The organism is Stenotrophomonas sp. TWI377 (assembly GCF_039674525.1).
Lineage (GTDB): Bacteria > Pseudomonadota > Gammaproteobacteria > Xanthomonadales > Xanthomonadaceae > Stenotrophomonas.
This window is the reverse complement of the sequence record NZ_JBDJNT010000016.1, coordinates 63,549-83,460: the sequence shown is the minus strand read 5'-3', so window position 1 is coordinate 83,460 and position 19,912 is coordinate 63,549. Positions and strand designations below refer to the sequence as shown.

Sequence of the window (19,912 nt, the reverse complement as noted above, 5' to 3'; positions counted from 1 at the left end):
CCGCAACACCCCTGTCAAGCCTTGTTAGCGACCACCGCCACCGCTACCCTGACCGGGCATCACATTGGTTCGGCATGTCCACTTCCCGTTTCGTACATCTCCACGTCCACACCGAATTTTCGCTGGCGGATTCGACCATCCGTGTCCCGGCGAAGCCGGATCAGGCTGACCCGAAGAAAGCCAAGCAGGCCAACCTGCTCAGCCGCGCGGTCGAACTGAAGCTGCCCGCGCTGGCAGTGACGGATCTCAACAACCTGTTCGCGCTGGTCAAGTTCTACAAAGCCGCCGAAACCGTGGGCATCAAGCCCATCGCCGGTGCGGACATCATGATCGCCGAAGAAGGCATGACGCCCTGGCGCATGACCCTGCTCTGCCGCGACCGCGAAGGCTACCTCAGCCTCTCCCGGCTGCTGACCCGCGCCTGGATGGAAGGCCATCGCCCCGAAGGCGGCGTCGCCGTCCACCCGGAGTGGCTCAAAGCCGGCTGCCACAACCTGTTCGCACTGGCCGGCCGCGACAGTCTCGCCGGTCGCCTCGCCGGCGACGGCCGCCACGATCTGGCCGAGCAACAGCTCGCCGACTGGCAGCGCGTGTTCGGTGACGGCCTGCACCTGGAGCTGACCCGCACCGGCCGCGATGGCGAAGAAGCCTTCAACCAGTTCGCCCTGCAGGCCGCCGGCCAGCGCGGCCTGCCGGTGATCGCCAGCAACGATGTGCGCTTCCTGCAGCCGGAAGACTTCAGCGCCCACGAAGCGCGCGTGTGCATTTCATCCGGCCGCGTGCTGGACGATCCCAAACGCCCGCGCGATTACAGCGACCAGCAGTACCTCAAGTCCGCCGAGGACATGTGCGCGCTGTTCGCCGACATTCCCGACGCGATCGACAACACCCTGGCGCTGGCCGAACGCTGCAACATCGAGATGCGGCTGGGCACCTACTTCCTGCCCAACTATCCGGTCCCCGAAGAGGAAACCCTCGACAGCTGGATCTGCAGCGAATCGCGCAAGGGCCTGGAAGCACGCCTCGAAAAGAACCCGCTGGCACCGGGCAAGACCCGCGCCGATTACTTCGAGCGCCTCGAATTCGAACTGGCGACCATCATCAAGATGGGGTTCCCCGGCTACTTCCTGATCGTGGCCGACTTCATCCAGTGGGGAAAGAACCAGGGCATTCCGATCGGGCCCGGCCGTGGTTCCGGTGCCGGCTCGCTGGTGGCCTGGGCGCTGCAGATCACCGATCTGGATCCGATCCCGTACAACCTGCTGTTCGAGCGGTTCCTCAACCCCGAACGCGTGTCGATGCCCGACTTCGACATCGACTTCTGCATGGACCGCCGCGATGAGGTCATCGACTACGTCGCGCGCAAGTACGGACGCGACCGCGTCAGCCAGATCATCACCTACGGCACCATGGCGGCCAAGGCCGTGGTCCGCGATTCCGGCCGCGTGCTCGGCTTCCCGTACGGTCTGGTCGACGGCGTCTCCAAGCTGATCCCGAACATCCTGGGCATCTCGCTCAAGGATGCGATGGGCGAAGGCAAGGATTCGGAAATGGCCTCGCCGGAGCTGATCCAGCGCTACCAGAACGAAGACGACGTCCGCGACCTGATCGACCTGGCGCGCCAGCTGGAAGACCTCACCCGCAACGCCGGCAAGCATGCCGGTGGCGTGGTGATCGCACCGGAACCGCTGGCCGAATTCTGCCCGCTGTTCGCCGAACATGACGAAGGCGGCCGCGGCCGCAACCCGGTCACCCAGTTCGACAAGAACGACGTCGAAGAAATCGGCCTGGTGAAGTTCGACTTCCTCGGCCTGCGCACGCTGACGATCATCGACTGGGCGGTCAAGGCGATCAACAAGCGCCATGAACGCGCCGGCATTCCGCCGGTGGACATCACCGCGCTGCCGCTGGATGACGTGGCCACCTACAAGGACATCTTCGCCAACGGCAATACCGGCGCGGTGTTCCAGTTCGAATCCTCGGGCATGCGCCGCCTGCTGAAAGACGCACGCCCTGACCGCTTCGAAGATCTCATCGCGCTGGTGTCGCTGTACCGCCCCGGCCCGATGGACCTGATTCCCTCCTTCAACGCGCGTAAGCACGGGCAGGAAGAAATCATCTATCCCGATCCGCGCACCGAAGCGATCCTGAAAGACACCTACGGCATCATGGTGTACCAGGAGCAGGTGATGCAGATGGCGCAGATCGTCGGCGGATACTCGCTGGGCGGCGCCGATCTGCTGCGCCGTGCGATGGGCAAGAAGGTGCCGGCCGAAATGGCCAAGCACCGCGAGATCTTCCGCGAAGGCGCGGCCAAGGACGGTGTCGTCGAAGCCAAGGCCGACGCGATCTTCGACCTGATGGAGAAGTTCGCCGGCTACGGCTTCAACAAGTCGCACGCCGCTGCCTACGCGCTGGTCAGCTATCAGACCGCCTGGCTCAAGCGTCATTACCCGGCCGAGTTCATGGCCGCCACGCTGTCCTCGGACATGGACAACACCGACAAGGTGGTCGGCTTCCTCGCCGAAGTGCGCAACCTCGGCCTGACCGTGCTGCCGCCGCGCGTGAACGAATCGGCGTACATGTTCGAAGCCTCCAGCGCCGACACCATCGTGTACGGCCTGGGCGCGATCAAGGGCGTCGGCCAGGGCGCGTGCGAAGCGATCGTGGAAGAACGCCAGCGTGGCGGCCGCTATGCGTCGCTGCTGGATTTCTGCATGCGTGCCGAATCGGGCAAGCTCAACCGCCGCACGCTGGAAGCGATGATCAACTGCGGCGCGATGGACGGGCTCGGCAAGAACCGCGCCTCGCTGATGCTGCAGCTGCCCGAGGTCCTCAAGGCCACGGACCAGATGGCGCGCGAAAAGGCCTCCGGCCAGAACTCGCTGTTCGGCGCACCCGATCCGGTCAGCACGGCGATGCAGCTGGAGCTGCCCGAAGCCAAGGAGTGGGCGCTGGGCCAGCTGCTGGAAGGCGAGCGCGAAACGCTGGGCTTCTACCTCAGTGGCCATCCGTTCGATCCCTACGCCGACGACGTCAAGGAACTGGTCGGTACCGACCTGGGCAAGCTCGAAAAGCTGATCCCGCCGGCACGCCCGAGCAAGGACGGAGAGAAGCGTGCCTGGCGCCAGGAAACGCCGGTGATCCTGGCCGGCCTGGTGGTCGGCGTGCGCCGCAAGGGCGAAAGCCAGATCTTCATGCAGCTCGAAGACGGCAAGGGTCGCGTGGAATGCAGCGCCTTCACCGATGGCCTGGCCGAGTTCGGCCACCTGATGACCAAGGACCGCATCCTGGTGGTCAAGGGCGGCCTGCGCGAAGACGAGTTCAACGGCGGCTACGCGCTGCGCATCCGCCAGGTCTGGGATTACGAAGACATCTGCGCCAACTACGCCACGCGCCTGTCGCTGCGGGTGGACCTGCGCCAGGACGGCGCGGTGTGGAACCGCATCAACGCCCTGCTCGACCGGCATCGCCCGGGCCGCACACCGCTGCGCCTGGACCTGCTGCTCGGTTCGGAGCAGGGCCCCGTGGCCGGCATGCTCGACGTTGCCGGCGAGATCGCCGTGCGCGTGGACAGCCAACTGGTCGACGCCCTGCGCGCCGATCCCGCGGTCCGCACGGTGAAAGTGCGCTACAGCCCACCGTGGGCGAACTGATCCTTTTTTCTGTTGCAACACAGGTGTTTTGTTTTGATCAAGCGTTTTGCCGTGCTGCTGAGTGCAGCCGTCGCCCTCACCGGCTGTGCCGGCCCCGCCCAGACCTTCGAGATCGACAACCCGGGCGCCACGCCGCTGACCCTGCGCATCGACGGCAACGAACTGCCGATCGCCGCGCACGCCTCGCGCCCGGTCAAGCTCAAGCCCGGTGAGCATCACCTGCAGACCGATCAGCTCGGCGACGTGCGCTTCATCGTCTACGCCAGCGGCAAGGGCGGGTTGATCAACCCGACCCTGGCCGAGTACGTGATCGCCAACGAGATCTACGTCACCAGCGAAGACAAGCTGCAGAACTTCGGCAGCCTGGACAAGCAGATCGAGCTGGGCGGAGTGACCTTCCAAGGGCCGTACCAGAGCACCCACGGCCTGTTCATCGACAAGGCGTGGAGCTTCGGCGTCCGCGAGCCGTTCCCGGAGGTGCAGACCGTGGCCCACGTGGACGCCAGCGGCGGCCGGATCAACGCCAAGATCTTCACCGCCCCGGATTTCATCGCCTACGTCGAAGCAGGCATGGGCCAGCCCGGTGCTTACGCACGCCAGCAGCCCCAGGGCTACGTCGCGCCCGCCTACGCGCTGGAAGCCGCCCCGACCGCATTGCCCGCGCTGGACCCGGCCTTCGAGGCCCATGCCGGCCCGCTGCGCGAGCTGTACACGCGCTACCTGCATGCCACCACCGCAGATGCGCAGCTGCAGCTCCAGCAGGAGGCCTTCCAGGCGCAGATGGCGTTCACCGCCGCCACCGCACGGCTGGGCTCGGGTCTGCCCAAGGAGGCCAACGAGGGCTACAACACCTTCGTGAAGACCCGCAGCACGCTGATGGGCAGCGCGGCGCTGGTCGTCCCCTGAGCTGACTGGCGCGCATGGCCCCGCTGCGCTACCGTCGGTTTCCAGACGACGGCGTACGGGGCTTTTCGGCGCATTCGGCTACACTTTCCCTCTTTTCTTCACGACGGTTTCCGATGAATCCGAACTACCTCGACTTCGAGCAACCCATCGCTGATCTGGAGGCGAAGATCCAGGAACTGCGCAGCGCCAGCGCCGGACCTGCGGTCAATGTCGAGGCCGAGGTCAATGCCCTGCAGGACAAGCTGCGGGTGCGCACTGCACAGATCTTCCGCAACCTGACCTCCTGGCAGGTGCTGCAGCTGGCCCGGCATCCGTCCCGCCCGTATACCGAGGACTACATCCGCATCATCTGCGATGAGTTCCAGGAACTGGCCGGCGACCGCGCGTTCGCCGACGACAAGGCGATCATCGGCGGCCTGGCCCGCATCGGTGGCCGCTCGGTGATGCTGATCGGCCATCAGAAGGGCCGCGACACCAAGGAAAAGATCAAGCGCAACTTCGGCATGCCCAAGCCGGAGGGCTACCGCAAGGCGCTGCGCCTGATGAAGATGGCCGAACGCTTCGGCCTGCCGGTGTTGACCCTGATCGACACCGCCGGCGCCTGGCCGGGCATCGATGCCGAATCGCGCGGCCAGTCCGAAGCGATCGCACGCAACCTGATGGAAATGGCCGAACTGAAGGTGCCGGTGGTCTGCACGGTGATCGGTGAAGGCGGTTCGGGTGGCGCACTGGCACTGGGTGTGGGCGACCGCACCGTGATGCTGGAGTACAGCGTGTACTCGACCATCAGCCCGGAAGGCTGCGCCTCGATCCTGTGGAAGGACCCGGCCAAGGCCAAGGACGCCGCCGAACAGCTCGGCCTGACCGCCCCGCGCCTGAAGAGCCTGGGCCTGGTGGACAAGGTCCTGCGCGAGCCCACCGGTGGCGCCCACCGCAACCCGAACCAGATGGCCAAGCGCCTCAAGGCCGTGCTGCTCAACGAGCTGGACGTGCTGGAGAAGCTGCCGGTCGATGAGCTGCTGCAGAAGCGCTACGAGCGCCTGCGCAGCTATGGGACCTACGAAGTGGCCTGATCAGGCTGCGGCGCAGACGAAAAAGCCGGACGCGCAGGCGTCCGGCTTTTTTTCTGGACGGTGGGTGGTGCCGGCGGCCAGAATCGTCGTGGATCGCTCAGAACGGCTTGGCGATCACCAGCCACACCACGCCGATGAACAGCACCAGCGGCAATTCGTTGAACCAGCGCAGCGCACGCGAGGACGGCAGCAGCTTGCCTTTCACCGCGCCTTTCAGCAGCCGCCCGGTCCACGAGTAATAGACCAGCAGCAGCACCACCAGGCCGAGCTTGGCATGCAGCCAGCCCGCCGCACCGGGCGCGACCATGGTCGGGAAATCCGGAATCACGCGGTAGCCCAGCCACAGCACCACGCCCAGGATCAGCGCGAGGCCGAACATCATGTGGCCGAACTTGTACAGGCGCAGGCCCATCAGCTGCAGCCGCTCGGTCACCGGCAGCTGGCCGGCCGTCTCGCTGAGGTTGACCAGGATCCGGGGCAGATAGAACACCGCCGCCATCCACGCCACCACGAACAACAGGTGGAAGGTCTTGACCCAGTAGTAGGACTGCATGTGCTTGCTCCGGCGGCTGGCATGGGTTGGCCGCCATTCTCGCATGCCCGGCACGGCCACCCGATGGGTGGCGGGCGCGACCCATCGCCACACCTCCCCTACGCATCCACGCGCGCCACACCGTACGATAAGCGCCGCTTTCACCCACGTGCACATCCCCATGGACAAAACCTACGACGCCGCCTACTTCCAGCGCTGGTACCAGCCTGACCAGACCGGTGGCGCCGCGCGCCTGGCGCGCAAGGTGGCGCTCGCCGTGGCCAGCGCCGAGTACTACCTGGAACGCCCGATCCGCAGCGTGCTCGATATCGGCTGTGGCGAAGGCGCCTGGCGTGCCCCGCTGCTCAAACTGCGCCCCCGCGTGCAGTACCTGGGCTTTGACAGCAGTGATTACGCCGTGCACCGCTACGGCCGCAGCCGCAACCTGCACCCGGCCAAGGTCGGCGATTTCGCCTGGCTGCGCCCGTGCGCACCGGTGGATCTGCTGATCTGCTCGGACGTGATGCATTACGTGCCCAGCCGCGAGCTGCGCCCGGCACTGGAAGGCTTTGCCGAACTGACCGCCGGCGTGGCGTTCCTGGAAGCGTTCACTGGCGAGGATGACTTCGATGGCGACCACGAAGGCTTCCAGCCGCGCCCGGCGCGCTGGTACCGCAGCCAGCTCAAGCGGGTTGGCTTCACCGCCCTGGGCTCGCACTGCTGGCTGTCACCCGCACTGGCCGGACACGCGGCTGCGCTGGAACGCGGCACGCCTTGAGTCTCGATAACAATTGAGACAGGACCCGCATTAACGCGCCCGCGCGACGGGTGCGCTATGCTGCGCGGCAACATAAGACCATACATATTGGACGTCATGCTATATCAGCTGCATGAGTTGACCCGCAACCTGCTCGCCCCGTGGGTGCACCAGGCCCAGGCCAACGCGAAGTTCTTCGCCAATCAAGGTCATTGGTGGTCGCAGATGCCCGGCGCGGATCGCCTGGCCGCTGTGAACGAGCTGTTCCACCGCATTGGCAAGGATTACGAGAAGCCCGAATGGGGCATCAACGAAATCGACGTCGAGGGCGAGCGCGTGCCGATCGTCGTCCACGAAGAGATCAGCAAGCCGTTCTGCAAACTGCTGCGCTTCAAGCGCCACAGCAATGAAGCCGACCAGCTGCACACCATGCTCAACCAGCCGTTCGTGCTGGTGGTGGCGCCGTTGTCCGGCCACCACGCCACGCTGCTGCGCGATACCGTGCGCACCCTGCTGCGCGATCACCGCGTGTACGTGACCGACTGGGTCGATGCGCGCATGGTGCCGGGCAGCGAAGGCGAGTTCGGGCTGGAGGATTACATCGCCTATGTGCAGGAATTCATCCGCCACCTCGGTGCGGAAAAGCTGCATGTGATCAGCGTCTGCCAGCCGACCGTGCCGGTACTGGCCGCCGTCTCGCTGATGGCCAGCCGTGGCGAAACCACGCCGCGGTCGCTGGTGATGATGGGCGGCCCGATCGATGCGCGCTGCAGCCCGACCGCGGTCAACAACCTGGCCACGCAGAACCCGATGTCGTGGTTCGAGAACAACGTCATCCACACCGTGCCGGCCACCTTCCCGGGCGCGGGCCGCCGCGTGTACCCGGGCTTCCTGCAGCACGCCGGGTTCCTGTCGATGAACCCGAGCCGCCACTTCAGTTCGCACTGGGATTTCTATGCCGACCTGGTCAAGGGCGACATGGAAGATGCCGACGCGCACCGTCGTTTCTACGACGAGTACAACGCGGTGCTCGACATGCCGGCCAAGTACTACCTGGACACGATCCGCGTGGTCTTCCAGGAATTCCTGCTGCCGCGCGGCGAGTGGTACGTGCAGGGTGAACGCGTGGATCCCAGCGCGATCACCGGCACCGCACTGCTGAGCATCGAAGGCGAGCTGGACGATATCGCCGGCCTCGGCCAGACCGAAGCGGCGCAGGACCTGTGCACCGGCATTCCGGCCGCGCATCGCGAGCATTTCATCGTCGAAGGTGCTGGCCACTACGGCATTTTCAGCGGCCGCCGCTGGCGCGAAACGGTCTACCCCAAGGTGCGCGATTTCTTCGCGGCCCATGCGCAGACCGTGGCCAGCAAGCCGAAAAAGGCCGCGAAGATCGCGAGCAACGTGACGCCGTTGCGCCGTAAAGCGGGCTGACGCCAACGCGATATGCGGTAGTGCCGGCCGCTGGCCGGCTCCACGCAACGCAGAACGAAACCAGGTAGTGCCGGCCGCTGGCCGGCTGCACTTTCATCCAGCAGCTTGGGGAGCCGGCCAGCGGCCGGCACTACCGGATCATCGGGTTCTGCAGCGCCGGTAGGTGACGACCGTTGGTCGTCACCCTCGCCATCCTCGTGTCCCGTTTACAGCCGCACCAGCAGATGCTTGGCCATCATCCCGTGCAGGTGACCGATGCCGCGGGCCAGGTGCAGCGTCGCGAACAGCAGCAGCACGCCGATGATCGCCAGCAGCGGTGTGACCCAGATCGGCAGCATCTGGATGCCGTCGATGTGGATGCCCACGTAGTCACTGGAGAACAGCGCCGCCACCGGTGTCCAGATGAAGCCGATCGAGGTCGACAACAGCGTGGTGGCGATCGTGAAGTAGACGATGCCCAGCGGCAGCATCAGCACGAAGTACAGCAGGGTCAGCCAGGTGCGGCCATCGGTGAACATGTCACCGATCCGCTGCAGCCAGCTGCGGCTGCGGTCGGAATAGGTCGGCCGGCGCGGCATGCGCTCACCGAGCAGGGCTTCGACCAATCGCCCTTCCAGCAGCGACAGACCGCGCACCGAGCCGAAGAACAACACCGCCACGGGAATGCCGATGATCAGCACCATCAGGCCCAGCGACAGCGACAGGCCGGTGACCACCCAGGTGAAGAAGAACGTACCGGTGGCCAGCGACAGGAGCATGTAGAACAGCGCGCCATAGGTGCGTGCCTCCAGCGCCACACCGAAGAAGCGGGCCAAGGCCGAGCGTGGCTTGGGCGGCGCCTGCGGCGGTGCCGTTTGCGCGCCAGCGCTGACCGGCGCTGCACGTCGGATCGGTGCCGCACCCGCGCTCGGCGTGCGCAGCGCACGGTTCACGGTGATTTCCGTTTCGCGGTAGATCTCGGCCACTTCTTCCGGCGCACCGTAACTGCCGGCCACATCGGCGATCACCTCGGCCTCGCTGCGGCCCGGCTGTGCGGCCAGCTCCGAGCGCAGGTACTCCTCGGCGTCGTACAGGGCGTCCTGCACCATCGCCGGATCGGCGTCGTGCAACGCCGCGCGCAGCTGTGCCAGATACGCCGGGATGGTGGTCGGCAAGGCCCGACCTGCCACGGATTCGATGTTCATGCGGTTACCCCTTCCAGGACGGAATCGACGGAATCACGGGTGGCACGCCATGCGGCGGTCCAGTGGCTGAGCACTTCACGCCCCGTGTCATTGATGCGGTAGTAGCGACGCGGCGGACCCGCCACCGACGGTTCAACATGGCTTTCCAGCAACCCGGCCCCTTCCAGGTTGCGCAGCACCGGGTAGAGCGCGCTCTGCTTGCCGCTCAGCACGCCCTCACCGACCCGCTCCAGCTCCTTGGCGATCAGGTAGCCGTACAGCGGCTCACCGGCCTTGGCCAGCACCGCCAGCAAGGCCAGGGAGACCGTGCCGGAGCTGAGCTCTTTCTGGAATTTCTTGAGGTGGACCTCGTGGTCGCTCATGACGGTCTCCGCTAGCGTGGAGTCCACACTAGTCCGAAGTTCGCTATAGCGGATGTGTCGTTAGTCACCGTGCCGCAGGACATCCCCTGGCTGGCCGTAGCCGGTGCGCTTCGCGCACAATCCGGCACTCCCTTCCTGAACGGGTCTGCCATGTCGCCACGTCGTCCTGCCCTGCTCACCCTCGCCCTGGCCTGCCTGCTCCCCGGCCTGGTCAGCGCGGCCACGCCTTACCGCAGCCCGCAGCAGATCCTGGACGCGTCGCCGGACAGCGACTGGCGCACGCCCGACCCGGCCAACCTGCTGTACATGAACCTGCCCGCCGGCCGCGTCATCATCGAACTGGCCCCGGCGTTCGCGCCGCAGCACGTGGGCAACATCCAGACCCTGGCCCACGAGCATTTCTGGGATGGCGAGAGCATCTACCGCGCGCAGGACAACTTCGTGGTGCAGTTCGGCGATGCCGATGCCGACGATGCCGCCAAGGCAAAGCCGCTCGGCAGCGCCAAGCGCACGCTCCCGGCCGAATTCCAGCGTGACAGCAAGGGGCTGAAGGTGAGCCTCCTGCCCGACCGTGATGGCTGGGCCGACCAGACCGGCTTCGTCGACGGCTTCCCGGTGGGCCAGGATCGCAAGGACGGCAAGACCTGGCTGGCGCATTGCTATGGCGCGCTGGGCGCCGGCCGCAACAACGAGGAAGACAGCAGCATCGGTGCCGAACTGTACGTCGTGACCGGGCAGTCGCCGCGTCAGCTGGACCGCAACATCACCGTGGTCGGCCGCGTGCTGCAGGGCATGGAGCTGCTCAGCGCGCTGCCACGTGGCCCGGCCCCGATGGGCTTCTACGCCGATCCGGCGCAGCGTACGGCGATCCAGTCGATCCAGCGTGCCAGCGATGTACCGGCCGCGGAACGCCCCAAGCTGCAGGTGCTGCGCACGGACTCCAGGACCTTTGCCGATGCGACCGAAGCGCGCCGCAACCGCGTCGATGATTTCTACAAGCGCCCGGCCGGCCACATCGACCTGTGCAACATCCCGGTGCCGGTGCGGTAAGGCCGAGCCACCGGCGCGGTGAACGTGCATGGGGGTGGACATGCCCGTCCCGGTCGCGCCGGCCGCTGGCCGGCTGATCGCCTCCGCAGAGGCGATCTCTATCGCTTCTGGGACACCGCCACACTGCCGAGAATGAGCACGCCCGCCACGACCATCGCGCCAGTCACCGGTTCGCCCAGGAACAGCCACGCGAACAGCGCGCCGAACATCGGCACCAGGTAGGTCACAGTCGAGGCACGGGCCGGACCGATGCGGGCGATCAGGCGGTAGAACATCAGGAACGCCAGGCCGGTGCAGACCACGCCCAGCGCAATCGCGCAGGCCCAGGACAGCATCGGGATCGGGGCGGTCGGCCAATGGGTCAGCGCCATCGGCAGCAGCAGGATCGCCGCGCAGCCGAGCGTGGCACCGGCCGAGGCCGCCGGTGGCAGGCCGGTCATGTGGCGCTTCACCAGATTGACGCCCAGGCCATACAACAGCGCGGCCAGGGCACCGGCCATCACCGCCGCACCGATGCTCAGACCGGACACTTTGGCCGTGGCCAACACCACCACCCCGGCGAAGCCGACCAGCAGGGCGATCGCGCGGCGCATGCCGATCTTTTCGCCGAAGATCAGGAACGCGATCAGCGCGGCGAACAGCACGGTCATCGCATTGCAGATCGCACCGATCGCGGCCGGAGCGCGTTGTGCGGCCCAGGCGAACAGCACGAACGGGATGGCCGAGTTGATCAGCCCGATCGGCGCCAGCCACAGCCAGCGGCGGGCCGGGAACTGCGCGCGCGCCTGCCACAGGAACGGCAGCAGCACGAGCGCGCCGAGCAGCAGCCGCACCTCCACCAGTGCATACGGTCCGAAGGCTGGCACGGCCACCCGCATGAACAGGAACGAGCAGCCCCATATCGCGCCCAGTGCGGTCAGTTCCAGCGGCGTGCGCCAATCGCGCGCCACCGTAGCGGCGGCCAGCGGCGCTCCGCTCATGACCGGCCCCCGAAGCAGGGCAGGCGCGCGGGACAGGGGGTAAGGGGCGGCAACATGCGCGTGAATCCGGGGGGGAAGGACGACAGCATCCGCCTGCCGTCAGGCACTCACAAGCGCGTAGTATCCGTGCAAGCCACAAATATGATTTGGGTCTCGACCATGATCCTTCGCCCTGCCCTGTTGCCCGCGCTGGGGGTGTTCGCGGTTGCCGCACGCCACCAGAACTTCGCCCACGCCGCCCAGGAACTGCACCTCACCGCCAGTGCGGTCAGCCACCATGTGCGACGGCTGGAAGACCTGCTTGGAACCATCCTGTTCCAGCGCCATGCGCGCGGCGTGCGGCTGACGGCCGAAGGCCGCCAGCTGGCCGATGCGGCGGCGGCGGCGCTCAGTGATCTCAATGCAGTGGCCGGCAACCTGCATCCGCAGGCGGACATCGTGCCGCTGCGGGTCACCACCATCCGCTCGCTGTCGTACTGCTGGCTGATTCCGCGGTTGCCGCGCTTCACCCAACAGCATCCGCGCATGCGTATCGAGCTGCAGACCAGCACCGAACTGGTCCGCTTTGACGAAACCGGTCCGGAACTGGGCATCCGTTACGGCCTTGGCCAATGGCCAGGCATGGCCGCGCATCACCTGATGGACGATGAACTCTGCCCGGTGGCCTCACCTTCCCTGGCGGGCGTCTCGATGCTGCGCGAACCGGCTCAGATCGCCGCCTTGCCGCTGCTCAGCGACATGTCGCCGCAGGGTTGGCGCGATTGGTTCCGGGCGGCGGGTGTGCGCGGGTTGGACCTGCCCTCGCTGCACACCTTCAGCGACAGCACCGATGCGATGCGCGCCGCGGTCTACGGCATCGGCGCAGTGCTGGCGCGCAAGCACATCGCCCAGCCCTACCTGCAGCGTTATGAGCTGGTGCGCCTGCCCGGCCCCGCACTCAAGGCGCGCTACGCCTACTACGTCGTCCACGCCGAACACCGCCCACTCAGCCCGACCGCGCAGGCGTTCATGGACTGGCTCAAGCGCGAGGCACTGGATGAGCGCACCCCGCTGCCCGCACTGCCCGATGAACTGCTGGGCCTGCCGCCCGCGGACGGCACGCACGACTGAACCGGACGCCACGGTCCGGCGCATGTCCTCACCCGATCTTTTCCGCGTGCTGGCTAGGCTGGAGTCCCTTTCCCCGAGGCTCGACCCATGGCCCTGTTGCGACTGCGAATCACCGGCACCGAAGACGATGCACGTGCCATCACCGACCTGCTGCAGAGCATCGAGGGGATCGAACACGTCGAGGAAACCGACGACCTGATGCCGCACATGGACGACGACGATTCCAGCTCGGCCGGCCTGTCCGATGACATCGGGCCGGGCACGCACGAACTGGAAGTGGAAGTAGGCAACGCACTCGGTGCCCAGCGCGTGCGTGACGCCGTGCAGGAACTGGCGCTGGAACTGGATGTCTTCGTGGAATACGAGCAGGACGAAGGCTGAGTCAGCCGTGGGGGGGGGGGGGGGGGGGGGGGGGGCCCCCCCCCCGCCCCTGCTGCCCGCGCATTCCATCTGCGCCGCCAGGAAGCGGTAGTGACGGCCGCTGGCCGTCAACCTCATTACAATCGACCCCATGAGTGACATCACCGTTCTGGTCGCCGACGACCATCCCCTGCTGCGTGCTGCGGTCGTGCATTCGCTGCGCCAGGCGCTGCCGCAGGTCAATGTGATCGAAGTGGCCAGCGCCGCGACGCTGGAGAGCGCGCTCGATCAGCATGCAGAGATCGAGCTGGTCCTGCTCGATCTGACCATGCCCGGTGCACGCGGGTTCTCCTCGCTGCTGCATGTACGCGGCGCGCATCCGGATGTGCCGGTGGTGATCGTGTCCTCCAACGACCACCCGCGGGTGATCCGGCGTGCGCAGCAGTTCGGCGCGGCCGGCTTCATTCCCAAGTCGGCGCCGGCCGAGACCATCGGCCAGGCCGTGGCCGCCGTGCTCGACGGCGGCGTGTGGTTCCCGGCAATGGCTGCGCAACGTTCTGAATCCGATGCCCTGCTGGCCGCGCGCCTCGCCCAGCTCACCCCGCAGCAGTTCCGCGTGCTGCTGAGCCTGGCCGACGGCCTGCTCAACAAGCAGATCGCCTACGAACTGGGCCTGGCCGAGAACACGGTCAAGGTGCACGTCACCGCCATCCTGAAGAAGCTCGAGTGCCACAGCCGAACGCAGGCGGCGGTGCTGGTGAAAGCGCTGGAGCCGGAAGGGGATGCCGGCGCCGGACTGTAGAGGCTCAACCTCAGCTGCGATGCCGCACCAGCAGTTGTGTCATCAGCGCCCGCAACGCCGGTGGGCGTACCGGCTTGGACAGGAAGCCCCAGCCATTCTCCATCGCCTGCGCCTTCAACGCATCGTCGCGCTCGGCGGTGACCAGGATCACCGGTGGGCGTGCCTGCCACAGCGTGCACAGTGCTTCGTACAGGTCCGGGCCGTGCCACTGGCCCATGCGCACGTCCAGCAGCAGCAACTGCGGCGGGTTGAAGGCCGAGGCGATCTCCAGCGCCGGCTGCGGGCCATCGGCCAGCGCCACCGTGCATCCCCAGCGTTCCAGCAGCGCGCGGGTAGCCGCGCATACGCGCGGGTCGTCGTCGATGCTCCAAACCCGGCAGCCGCGCAGCGGGCTGTCGTCGCCCGGCTCGGCGTTCGGCACCGGGGCGGCGGCGGGAAGGGGTACGTCGGCGGCGGCGCCCAGCGGTACGTCCACCGCGAACACGCTGCCGCTGCCCAGGGTGGAACGCAGGTGGATGCGGTGCCCCAGCAGGCGGCCGATGCGCTCGACAATCGCCAGGCCCAGCCCGGCGCCGCGCTCCTGGTCCACGCCGTCATCCAGGCGGCGGAACTCTTCGAAGATCTCGCGCTGCAGGCTCTCGGGAATGCCCGGGCCCTGATCGTGCACTTCGATACGCAGCTGATCGCCGACGCGCCGGCAGCCAATGAGCACGCGGCCGCGCGGGGTGTAGCGCAGCGCGTTGGAGAGGAAGTTCTGCAGGATGCGGCGCAGCAGGGCTTCGTCGCTCACCACCACCGCGCAGGTGTCCACCCAGTCCAGCTGCAGACCACGGCCTTCGGCGGCAATGCCGAATTCGCGCGCCAGCGTTTCCAGCAGCGGCGACAGCGCGAAGGCATGCACGTGGGTCTGCAACGTGCCGGACTCCAGCCGCGAGATGTCCAGCAGGCTGTTGAGGATGGAATCCTGCGCGGCCAGTGCGGCATCGACATGCTCGCTCAATTCCCGCGCATCGCCGCCCAGCTTGCCGCGCAACACCGAGACGAACATGCGCGCCGCGTTGAGCGGCTGCAGCAGGTCGTGCACCGCCGAGGCCACGAATCGTGATTTGTAGCGGTTGGCGCGCTCGGCCTCGCGCCGTGCCTCGTCCAGATCGCGGGTGCGCTCGGCCACGCGATGCTCCAGGGCATCGGCCAGCGAGCGCAGCTCGCGCGCGGTGTTCTTGTAGCTGGTGATGTCTGCATAGCTGGTCACGAAGCCGCCGTCGGGCAGGGGATTACCGCGTATTTCCAGCACGGTGCCGTCGTCCTTCTCGCTCTCGCGCATGTGCGGGCGGCCGCTGCGCAGATGGTTGAGGCGACGCTCGATCGCTTCTTCGATCGGCCCGGGCCCGAGCAGGCCACGGCGCGCGTTGAAGCGGAAAATCTCTTCGATCGGCCGCCCGACCTGGATCAGGCCGGACGGAAACCGGAACAGCTCCAGATAGCGCGCGTTCCACGCCACCAGCCTCTGCTCGTTGTCGATCACCACCACGCCCTGCGGCAGGTGGGCCAGGCTGCGGCTGAGACCGCTGTCGGCCTGCTGGGCGGCCTGCAGTACACCGTCCTGCGCGGTACGCAGCTCCTGCGCATGCTGTTTGAGTACGCTTTCCAGCTCACGCCGGCTGCGCTGGCGATGGGCGGCCAGGCGCCGCCGCTGCTGGATGAACAACACCAGGAAGCCCAGTGCCAGCCATGCCGCACCGCCGCCGATGGCGGCACTGCGCCCGGCGCTGGTGGCAGCGCCGGCATCGTGCAGCAGGTGCAGGTTCCACTGCTCCTCGGGCAGTGCCAGAGTCTGCCAGAGCATCTCGCCCGGCAGCACAGGATCAAGCAGGTGGACCATCCGGCCGCCATCGTCCAGCACGCTGCCGGTGCGTACCCGCAGCGGTTGCAGCGAGCGGTCCGCGTACTGGCGGCTGTCGAGCATCTCGCGGCGTTCGGCGGCGCCCAGCGGGCGCAGCAGCCGGTAGCGCCAGGCGTCGCGGTTGGCCAGGAACACCACATCGTGCTCGTCACTGGCCAGCACCACGTCCGGGCTGGTCAGCCATTCCTGCTCCAGCGCGGCCAGTTCGATCTTGATCACCACCACGCCGATGCGCGCGCCGTCTTCCTCGATCGCCTGCGACAGGTAGTAGCCGGGCACGCCGGTGGTCATGCCGATGCCGTAGAACCGACCGTGGCCGGTGGCCAGCGCCTGGCGGTAGTAGGGGCGGTAGCTGTAGTCCTCGCCGACGTTGCTGCTGGCCTGGTCCCAGTTGCTGGCGGCCACGGCCACGCCGTTACGCCCGACCAGGGTCAGGGTGGAGGCGCGGGTGACCTGGTTGGCGCGCTGCAGTTTCAGGTTCAGCCGCTGGCGGGCGGCGGCATCGGGGCGCCGCTGCAGCGCCCCGCGCAGGTCCGGGTCCAGCGCCAGCACCTGCGGCAGCGTGCCGAAGCGGTCGATGCGCTGCTGCAGGCCTTGGGCGTACAGCTCCAGCTGGCGCTGTACCTGGCCGCTCTCGGCGGCCAGCGCGCGGCGCCAGGCGTAGTGGCCGGCCGCGGCCGCGCACAGCACGGTCCCGCCGATCATCACCAGCAGGGTCAACAGCAGGGTGCGGTGGCGGCCGAGCCAGTACATGGGCGGCAGTCTACGATCGCGCGGCGGGCGGGGTGTGCACGCCCGCCGCGCCGGTTGCGGTCGGCGGCGCAGGGCTCAGAAGTGCATCTGCGCGCGCAGTTCGAAGATTTCCGGCTGGCTGCGCACGCCGCGCCGGCTGGCATCGACCTTGACGTAGTTCGCTTGGAACTTGAAGTGCGAGGTCAGGTACCAGTTGGCGCCGATGGTCCAATCATGCTGGCGGCCGCCGAACACGTCGGCATCGTCCAGATCGATACGGCTGTAGCGGGTCACCAGCTCCACCGCGCCGTAGTCGTGGGCCGGCTTGACGTTGGCCACGGCACCGGCGTTGTACGGGCGCGATTCGCCGGTCAGGATCCAGCTGGCCATCGCGTACTGGCCGTTGCCGGTGTAATCCGGCTTGCCGTCACGGCTGACCGTGGTCTGCAGCGCTTCGCCCTGCAGCGAGAACGGGCCGCGGATCCAGATGCCTTCCAGTCCGGTGCGCACGATCTTGTCGGCGGTGGTCAGGGCACCGGAGTCGACCAGGCGGATGTCGGTCAGGCCGGCTTCCGGACGCGCACGCAGGCGCGCGCTGGCGGCATGCGAGACATCACGGCCATCGCGGTAGCCGCGCGGGTTTTCCTGCGAATAGGCCAGGCCCAGGTGGACCACGTCGCCTGCGGCCTTGACCGGGGTCCACACGCCGCGCACGGCCTGGGTGGTGCCGGGGTTGTCGCCCTGCAGGTCCTTGCCGCCATAGGCGCCGGCCTGCAACAGGTACTGCGGGCGCTCCAGCACCCATTCGGCACCGGTGCGGCGGCCTTCGTAGAACGCCTGCACGGGCAGGGCCGTTTCCAGGAAGCTGCCGGCGCGCGAGGAGGTGCCGGCATCCAGGCCGACCGGGGTCTTCATGTAGCCGAAGCGGAAGCGGCCGATGTCGCTGCCGAAGAAGGCCTTGCTTTCGAAGCGCACGAACACATCCAGCCAGGTGTCGGCCTGGAAGTCGTAATAGACCATGGCGTCGTACACGCCCTTCTTCTTCAGGGTCGCGCCGAACTCCTTGCGGCGCACGGCGTCGGCATCTTCGATGCCACTGCCGTCGGAGAAGTCGTTGAGGTCGTAGGCAATGTTGGCCGTGGCTGCCAGCTCGGTACCGTCACTGAAGGTGGTCTTGGTCGGCCAGTTGTCCCAGTCGGCCGCGGTGGCGGCGAGCGGGGCGGTGGTCAGGGCCAGGGCGATGAACAGGGGCGTAGGGCGCATGGGCGGTAGCTGCTAGATAAGGGTGGGGCAGAACAACAACGGCCGCGGACGGCAAATCTGTGGGTCTCTCCCCCTGATCCGCTGCCGGGCCACCCGCCGCCGTGGGGGCGCGGTGCCGGGGCAGTGTAGGCAGTCCGGCCAGCTGAACCGGGGGGCTAGTACCAATAGGTTATCTGCGTTGGCGAGATGCGGGCGTAAAAAGGCCACGCCAGATGCCGCCCAGCGCGGCCGGCATCCTTCGTGACACTGCCGGAGCTTTCCATGCACGTTCCCACCACCGCCCCGCTGGCGGCCAAGCCGCTGCCGTTCTACCGCCAACTGTATTTCCAGGTCGTGGTGGCGATCGTTCTCGGTGCCATCCTCGGCCATTGCGAGCCGGCCTTCGCCGAATCGCTCAAGCCGCTGGGCGACGCCTTCATCAAGCTGGTGAAGATGATCATCGCCCCGGTGATCTTCCTGACCATCGTCACCGGCATCGCCGGCATGACCCACCTGCGCACCGTGGGCCGGGTCTTCGCCAAATCGATGGCCTACTTCCTGTTCTTCTCCACGCTGGCCCTGATCGTGGGCATGGTGGTGGCACACGTGGTGCAGCCGGGCGCGGGGATGAACATCAACCCGGCCGATCTGGACCAGACCGCCGTCAACGGCTATGTGCAGAAGTCGCATGAGCTGACCCTGGTCGGCTTCGCGCTGGACATCATCCCGGCCACCCTGGTCAGCGCCTTCGTCGAAGGCAACATCCTGCAGGTGCTGTTCGTGGCGGTGCTGTTCGGCATCGCGCTGGCCCTGACCGGCGCCAAGGGCCGCCCGGTGCTGACCTTCCTGGAAGCGCTGACCGCCCCGGTGTTCCGCCTGGTCCACATCCTGATGAAGGCGGCTCCGATCGGTGCGTTCGGCGCGATCGCCTTCACCATCGGCAAATACGGGGTCGGCTCGCTGGTCAACCTGGCCTGGCTGGTCGGCTCGTTCTACCTGACCGCCTTCCTGTTCGTGGCGGTGATCCTGGGCGTGGTCTGCCGCCTGTGCGGGTTCTCGGTGTTCAAGCTGGCCCGCTACCTCAAGGCCGAGCTGCTGCTGGTGCTGGGCACCTCCTCCTCGGAATCGGCGCTGCCCTCGCTGATGGAGAAGATGGAAAAGGCCGGCTGCAGCAAGTCCGTGGTGGGCCTGGTGGTCCCGACCGGCTACTCGTTCAACCTGGACGGCACCAACATCTACATGACCCTGGCGGCGCTGTTCATCGCCCAGGCGACCAATACCGAGCTGACCCTGGGCCACCAGATCGCCCTGCTGCTGGTGGCGATGCTCAGCTCCAAGGGCGCCGCCGGCGTCACCGGGGCCGGCTTCATCACCCTGGCCGCCACCCTGGCCGTGGTGCCGGAAGTGCCGGTGGCCGGCATGGCGCTGATCCTGGGGGTGGACCGCTTCATGAGCGAATGCCGCTCGCTGACCAACTTCATCGGCAATGCGGTGGCCACTGTGGTGGTCTCGCGCTGGGAGAACGCGCTGGATCGCGACCGCCTGGCGATGGTGCTGGACGGCCGCGAAGCCGAGCTGCCGCCGCTGGTCGTCGCCGACCTGCCGGACACGCTGCCGGCCCCGGCGCACTGAGCCCGATGACCTGATTGTGTGGTGCATGGTCGTGCCGTTCCTGCCGGGGCGTCGCGGCCATGTTTTATTTTGAAGGCCCGGTGCGCGGCGCTGGAATATGTGCGGTTGCAGCATGACCGCGACAGCGTAGCGACAGGTCCGTCCACGCCAACGGGGGTATGATCCCCTGTTCCTCTCGCCCATTCATCTGCAGAAAG

At 67.2% G+C, this 19,912-nt stretch carries 16 protein-coding genes; 10 read left to right on the top strand and 6 right to left on the bottom strand.

The features are described from left to right. The first annotated feature begins 74 nt into the window (after positions 1-74). The 3 genes from dnaE to ABE546_RS14055 all read left to right on the top strand — a co-directional run bounded on the left by dnaE (position 75) and on the right by ABE546_RS14055 (position 5,635). The gene (dnaE, locus tag ABE546_RS14065; RefSeq protein WP_313217716.1) at positions 75-3,656 is read left to right on the top strand and encodes a DNA polymerase III subunit alpha; all 3,582 of its coding nucleotides are present in this window, start codon (positions 75-77) and stop codon (positions 3,654-3,656) included. Positions 3,657-3,689: 33 nt separating this feature from the next. Next, complete coding sequence (locus ABE546_RS14060; protein WP_346464151.1) at positions 3,690-4,562, top strand: hypothetical protein; 873 nt, start codon at positions 3,690-3,692, stop codon at positions 4,560-4,562. A 113-nt stretch (positions 4,563-4,675) separates the two neighbouring features. Beyond that, positions 4,676-5,635: an acetyl-CoA carboxylase carboxyltransferase subunit alpha gene (locus ABE546_RS14055; protein ID WP_282263659.1), complete on the top strand. Its 960-nt coding sequence runs from the start codon at positions 4,676-4,678 to the stop codon at positions 5,633-5,635. 97 nt (positions 5,636-5,732) lie between these two features. Here the strand turns inward: ABE546_RS14055 and ABE546_RS14050 are convergent, their stop codons facing one another. Beyond that, on the bottom strand, positions 5,733-6,188 hold the full coding sequence (locus tag ABE546_RS14050) for a CopD family protein (RefSeq protein ID WP_121041460.1): 456 nt from the start codon (positions 6,186-6,188) through the stop codon (positions 5,733-5,735). 160 nt (positions 6,189-6,348) lie between these two features. Here ABE546_RS14050 and ABE546_RS14045 point away from each other — a divergent pair, with 160 nt between their 5' ends. Further along, complete coding sequence (locus tag ABE546_RS14045) at positions 6,349-6,945, top strand: class I SAM-dependent methyltransferase (RefSeq protein WP_313210834.1); 597 nt, start codon at positions 6,349-6,351, stop codon at positions 6,943-6,945. 57 nt (positions 6,946-7,002) lie between these two features. Next, a complete protein-coding gene (gene phaZ / locus ABE546_RS14040; protein ID WP_313210832.1) occupies positions 7,003-8,358 on the top strand; it encodes a polyhydroxyalkanoate depolymerase in 1,356 nt (451 codons plus the stop codon). Between the two features lie 206 nt (positions 8,359-8,564). Here phaZ and ABE546_RS14035 read toward each other — a convergent pair whose 3' ends face one another. After that, positions 8,565-9,542, bottom strand: a complete 978-nt coding sequence (locus ABE546_RS14035; RefSeq protein ID WP_346464150.1) for a sensor domain-containing protein — start codon at positions 9,540-9,542, stop codon at positions 8,565-8,567. Continuing rightward, a complete protein-coding gene (locus ABE546_RS14030) occupies positions 9,539-9,904 on the bottom strand; it encodes a PadR family transcriptional regulator (RefSeq protein WP_313210828.1) in 366 nt (121 codons plus the stop codon). The genes ABE546_RS14035 and ABE546_RS14030 overlap by 4 nt, the downstream gene beginning before the upstream one ends. Positions 9,905-10,054: 150 nt before the next feature. Between ABE546_RS14030 and ABE546_RS14025 the strand changes: the two genes are divergently transcribed. Continuing rightward, positions 10,055-10,954 (top strand): peptidylprolyl isomerase, encoded by a 900-nt coding sequence (locus ABE546_RS14025; RefSeq protein ID WP_346464149.1) that lies wholly within the window; start codon positions 10,055-10,057, stop codon positions 10,952-10,954. A gap of 98 nt (positions 10,955-11,052) precedes the next feature. Here the strand turns inward: ABE546_RS14025 and ABE546_RS14020 are convergent, their stop codons facing one another. After that, the gene (locus tag ABE546_RS14020; protein ID WP_346464147.1) at positions 11,053-11,934 is read right to left on the bottom strand and encodes a DMT family transporter; all 882 of its coding nucleotides are present in this window, start codon (positions 11,932-11,934) and stop codon (positions 11,053-11,055) included. 159 nt (positions 11,935-12,093) lie between these two features. On the opposite strand from ABE546_RS14020, the gene ABE546_RS14015 reads away from it, so the two are divergent. From ABE546_RS14015 to ABE546_RS14005, 3 genes are all read left to right on the top strand, one after another. Next, positions 12,094-13,044: a LysR substrate-binding domain-containing protein gene (locus ABE546_RS14015; RefSeq protein WP_313210822.1), complete on the top strand. Its 951-nt coding sequence runs from the start codon at positions 12,094-12,096 to the stop codon at positions 13,042-13,044. A gap of 87 nt (positions 13,045-13,131) precedes the next feature. Further along, on the top strand, positions 13,132-13,425 hold the full coding sequence (locus ABE546_RS14010; RefSeq protein WP_019184421.1) for a hypothetical protein: 294 nt from the start codon (positions 13,132-13,134) through the stop codon (positions 13,423-13,425). 130 nt (positions 13,426-13,555) lie between these two features. After that, positions 13,556-14,206, top strand: a complete 651-nt coding sequence (locus ABE546_RS14005; RefSeq protein ID WP_313209137.1) for a response regulator transcription factor — start codon at positions 13,556-13,558, stop codon at positions 14,204-14,206. Positions 14,207-14,216: 10 nt separating this feature from the next. Here the strand turns inward: ABE546_RS14005 and ABE546_RS14000 are convergent, their stop codons facing one another. Together ABE546_RS14000 and ABE546_RS13995 are read right to left on the bottom strand one after the other, a co-directional pair. Continuing rightward, positions 14,217-16,862 (bottom strand): PAS-domain containing protein, encoded by a 2,646-nt coding sequence (locus ABE546_RS14000; RefSeq protein WP_346464145.1) that lies wholly within the window; start codon positions 16,860-16,862, stop codon positions 14,217-14,219. 75 nt (positions 16,863-16,937) lie between these two features. Beyond that, positions 16,938-18,104: a porin gene (locus ABE546_RS13995; RefSeq protein ID WP_346464143.1), complete on the bottom strand. Its 1,167-nt coding sequence runs from the start codon at positions 18,102-18,104 to the stop codon at positions 16,938-16,940. 261 nt (positions 18,105-18,365) lie between these two features. Here ABE546_RS13995 and ABE546_RS13990 point away from each other — a divergent pair, with 261 nt between their 5' ends. Next, positions 18,366-19,715 (top strand): dicarboxylate/amino acid:cation symporter, encoded by a 1,350-nt coding sequence (locus tag ABE546_RS13990; RefSeq protein WP_346464141.1) that lies wholly within the window; start codon positions 18,366-18,368, stop codon positions 19,713-19,715. The last annotated feature ends 197 nt before the right edge of the window (positions 19,716-19,912 follow it).

Excerpts from the sequence above, each read along its gene's own strand:
- phaZ (WP_313210832.1), top strand. The coding sequence starts at position 7,003 with ATGCTGCGCGGCAACATAAGACCATACATATTGGACGTCATGCTATAT.
- ABE546_RS14010 (WP_019184421.1), top strand. The coding sequence starts at position 13,132 with ATGGCCCTGTTGCGACTGCGAATCACCGGCACCGAAGACGATGCACGT.
- ABE546_RS13995 (WP_346464143.1), bottom strand. The coding sequence starts at position 18,104 with ATGCGCCCTACGCCCCTGTTCATCGCCCTGGCCCTGACCACCGCCCCG.
- ABE546_RS14015 (WP_313210822.1), top strand. The coding sequence starts at position 12,094 with ATGATCCTTCGCCCTGCCCTGTTGCCCGCGCTGGGGGTGTTCGCGGTT.
- ABE546_RS14005 (WP_313209137.1), top strand. The coding sequence starts at position 13,556 with ATGAGTGACATCACCGTTCTGGTCGCCGACGACCATCCCCTGCTGCGT.
- ABE546_RS14035 (WP_346464150.1), bottom strand. The coding sequence starts at position 9,542 with ATGAACATCGAATCCGTGGCAGGTCGGGCCTTGCCGACCACCATCCCG.
- ABE546_RS14025 (WP_346464149.1), top strand. The coding sequence starts at position 10,055 with ATGTCGCCACGTCGTCCTGCCCTGCTCACCCTCGCCCTGGCCTGCCTG.
- ABE546_RS13990 (WP_346464141.1), top strand. The coding sequence starts at position 18,366 with ATGCACGTTCCCACCACCGCCCCGCTGGCGGCCAAGCCGCTGCCGTTC.
- ABE546_RS14000 (WP_346464145.1), bottom strand. The coding sequence starts at position 16,862 with ATGTACTGGCTCGGCCGCCACCGCACCCTGCTGTTGACCCTGCTGGTG.
- dnaE (WP_313217716.1), top strand. The coding sequence starts at position 75 with ATGTCCACTTCCCGTTTCGTACATCTCCACGTCCACACCGAATTTTCG.
- ABE546_RS14020 (WP_346464147.1), bottom strand. The coding sequence starts at position 11,934 with ATGAGCGGAGCGCCGCTGGCCGCCGCTACGGTGGCGCGCGATTGGCGC.
- ABE546_RS14055 (WP_282263659.1), top strand. The coding sequence starts at position 4,676 with ATGAATCCGAACTACCTCGACTTCGAGCAACCCATCGCTGATCTGGAG.
- ABE546_RS14045 (WP_313210834.1), top strand. The coding sequence starts at position 6,349 with ATGGACAAAACCTACGACGCCGCCTACTTCCAGCGCTGGTACCAGCCT.
- ABE546_RS14030 (WP_313210828.1), bottom strand. The coding sequence starts at position 9,904 with ATGAGCGACCACGAGGTCCACCTCAAGAAATTCCAGAAAGAGCTCAGC.
- ABE546_RS14050 (WP_121041460.1), bottom strand. The coding sequence starts at position 6,188 with ATGCAGTCCTACTACTGGGTCAAGACCTTCCACCTGTTGTTCGTGGTG.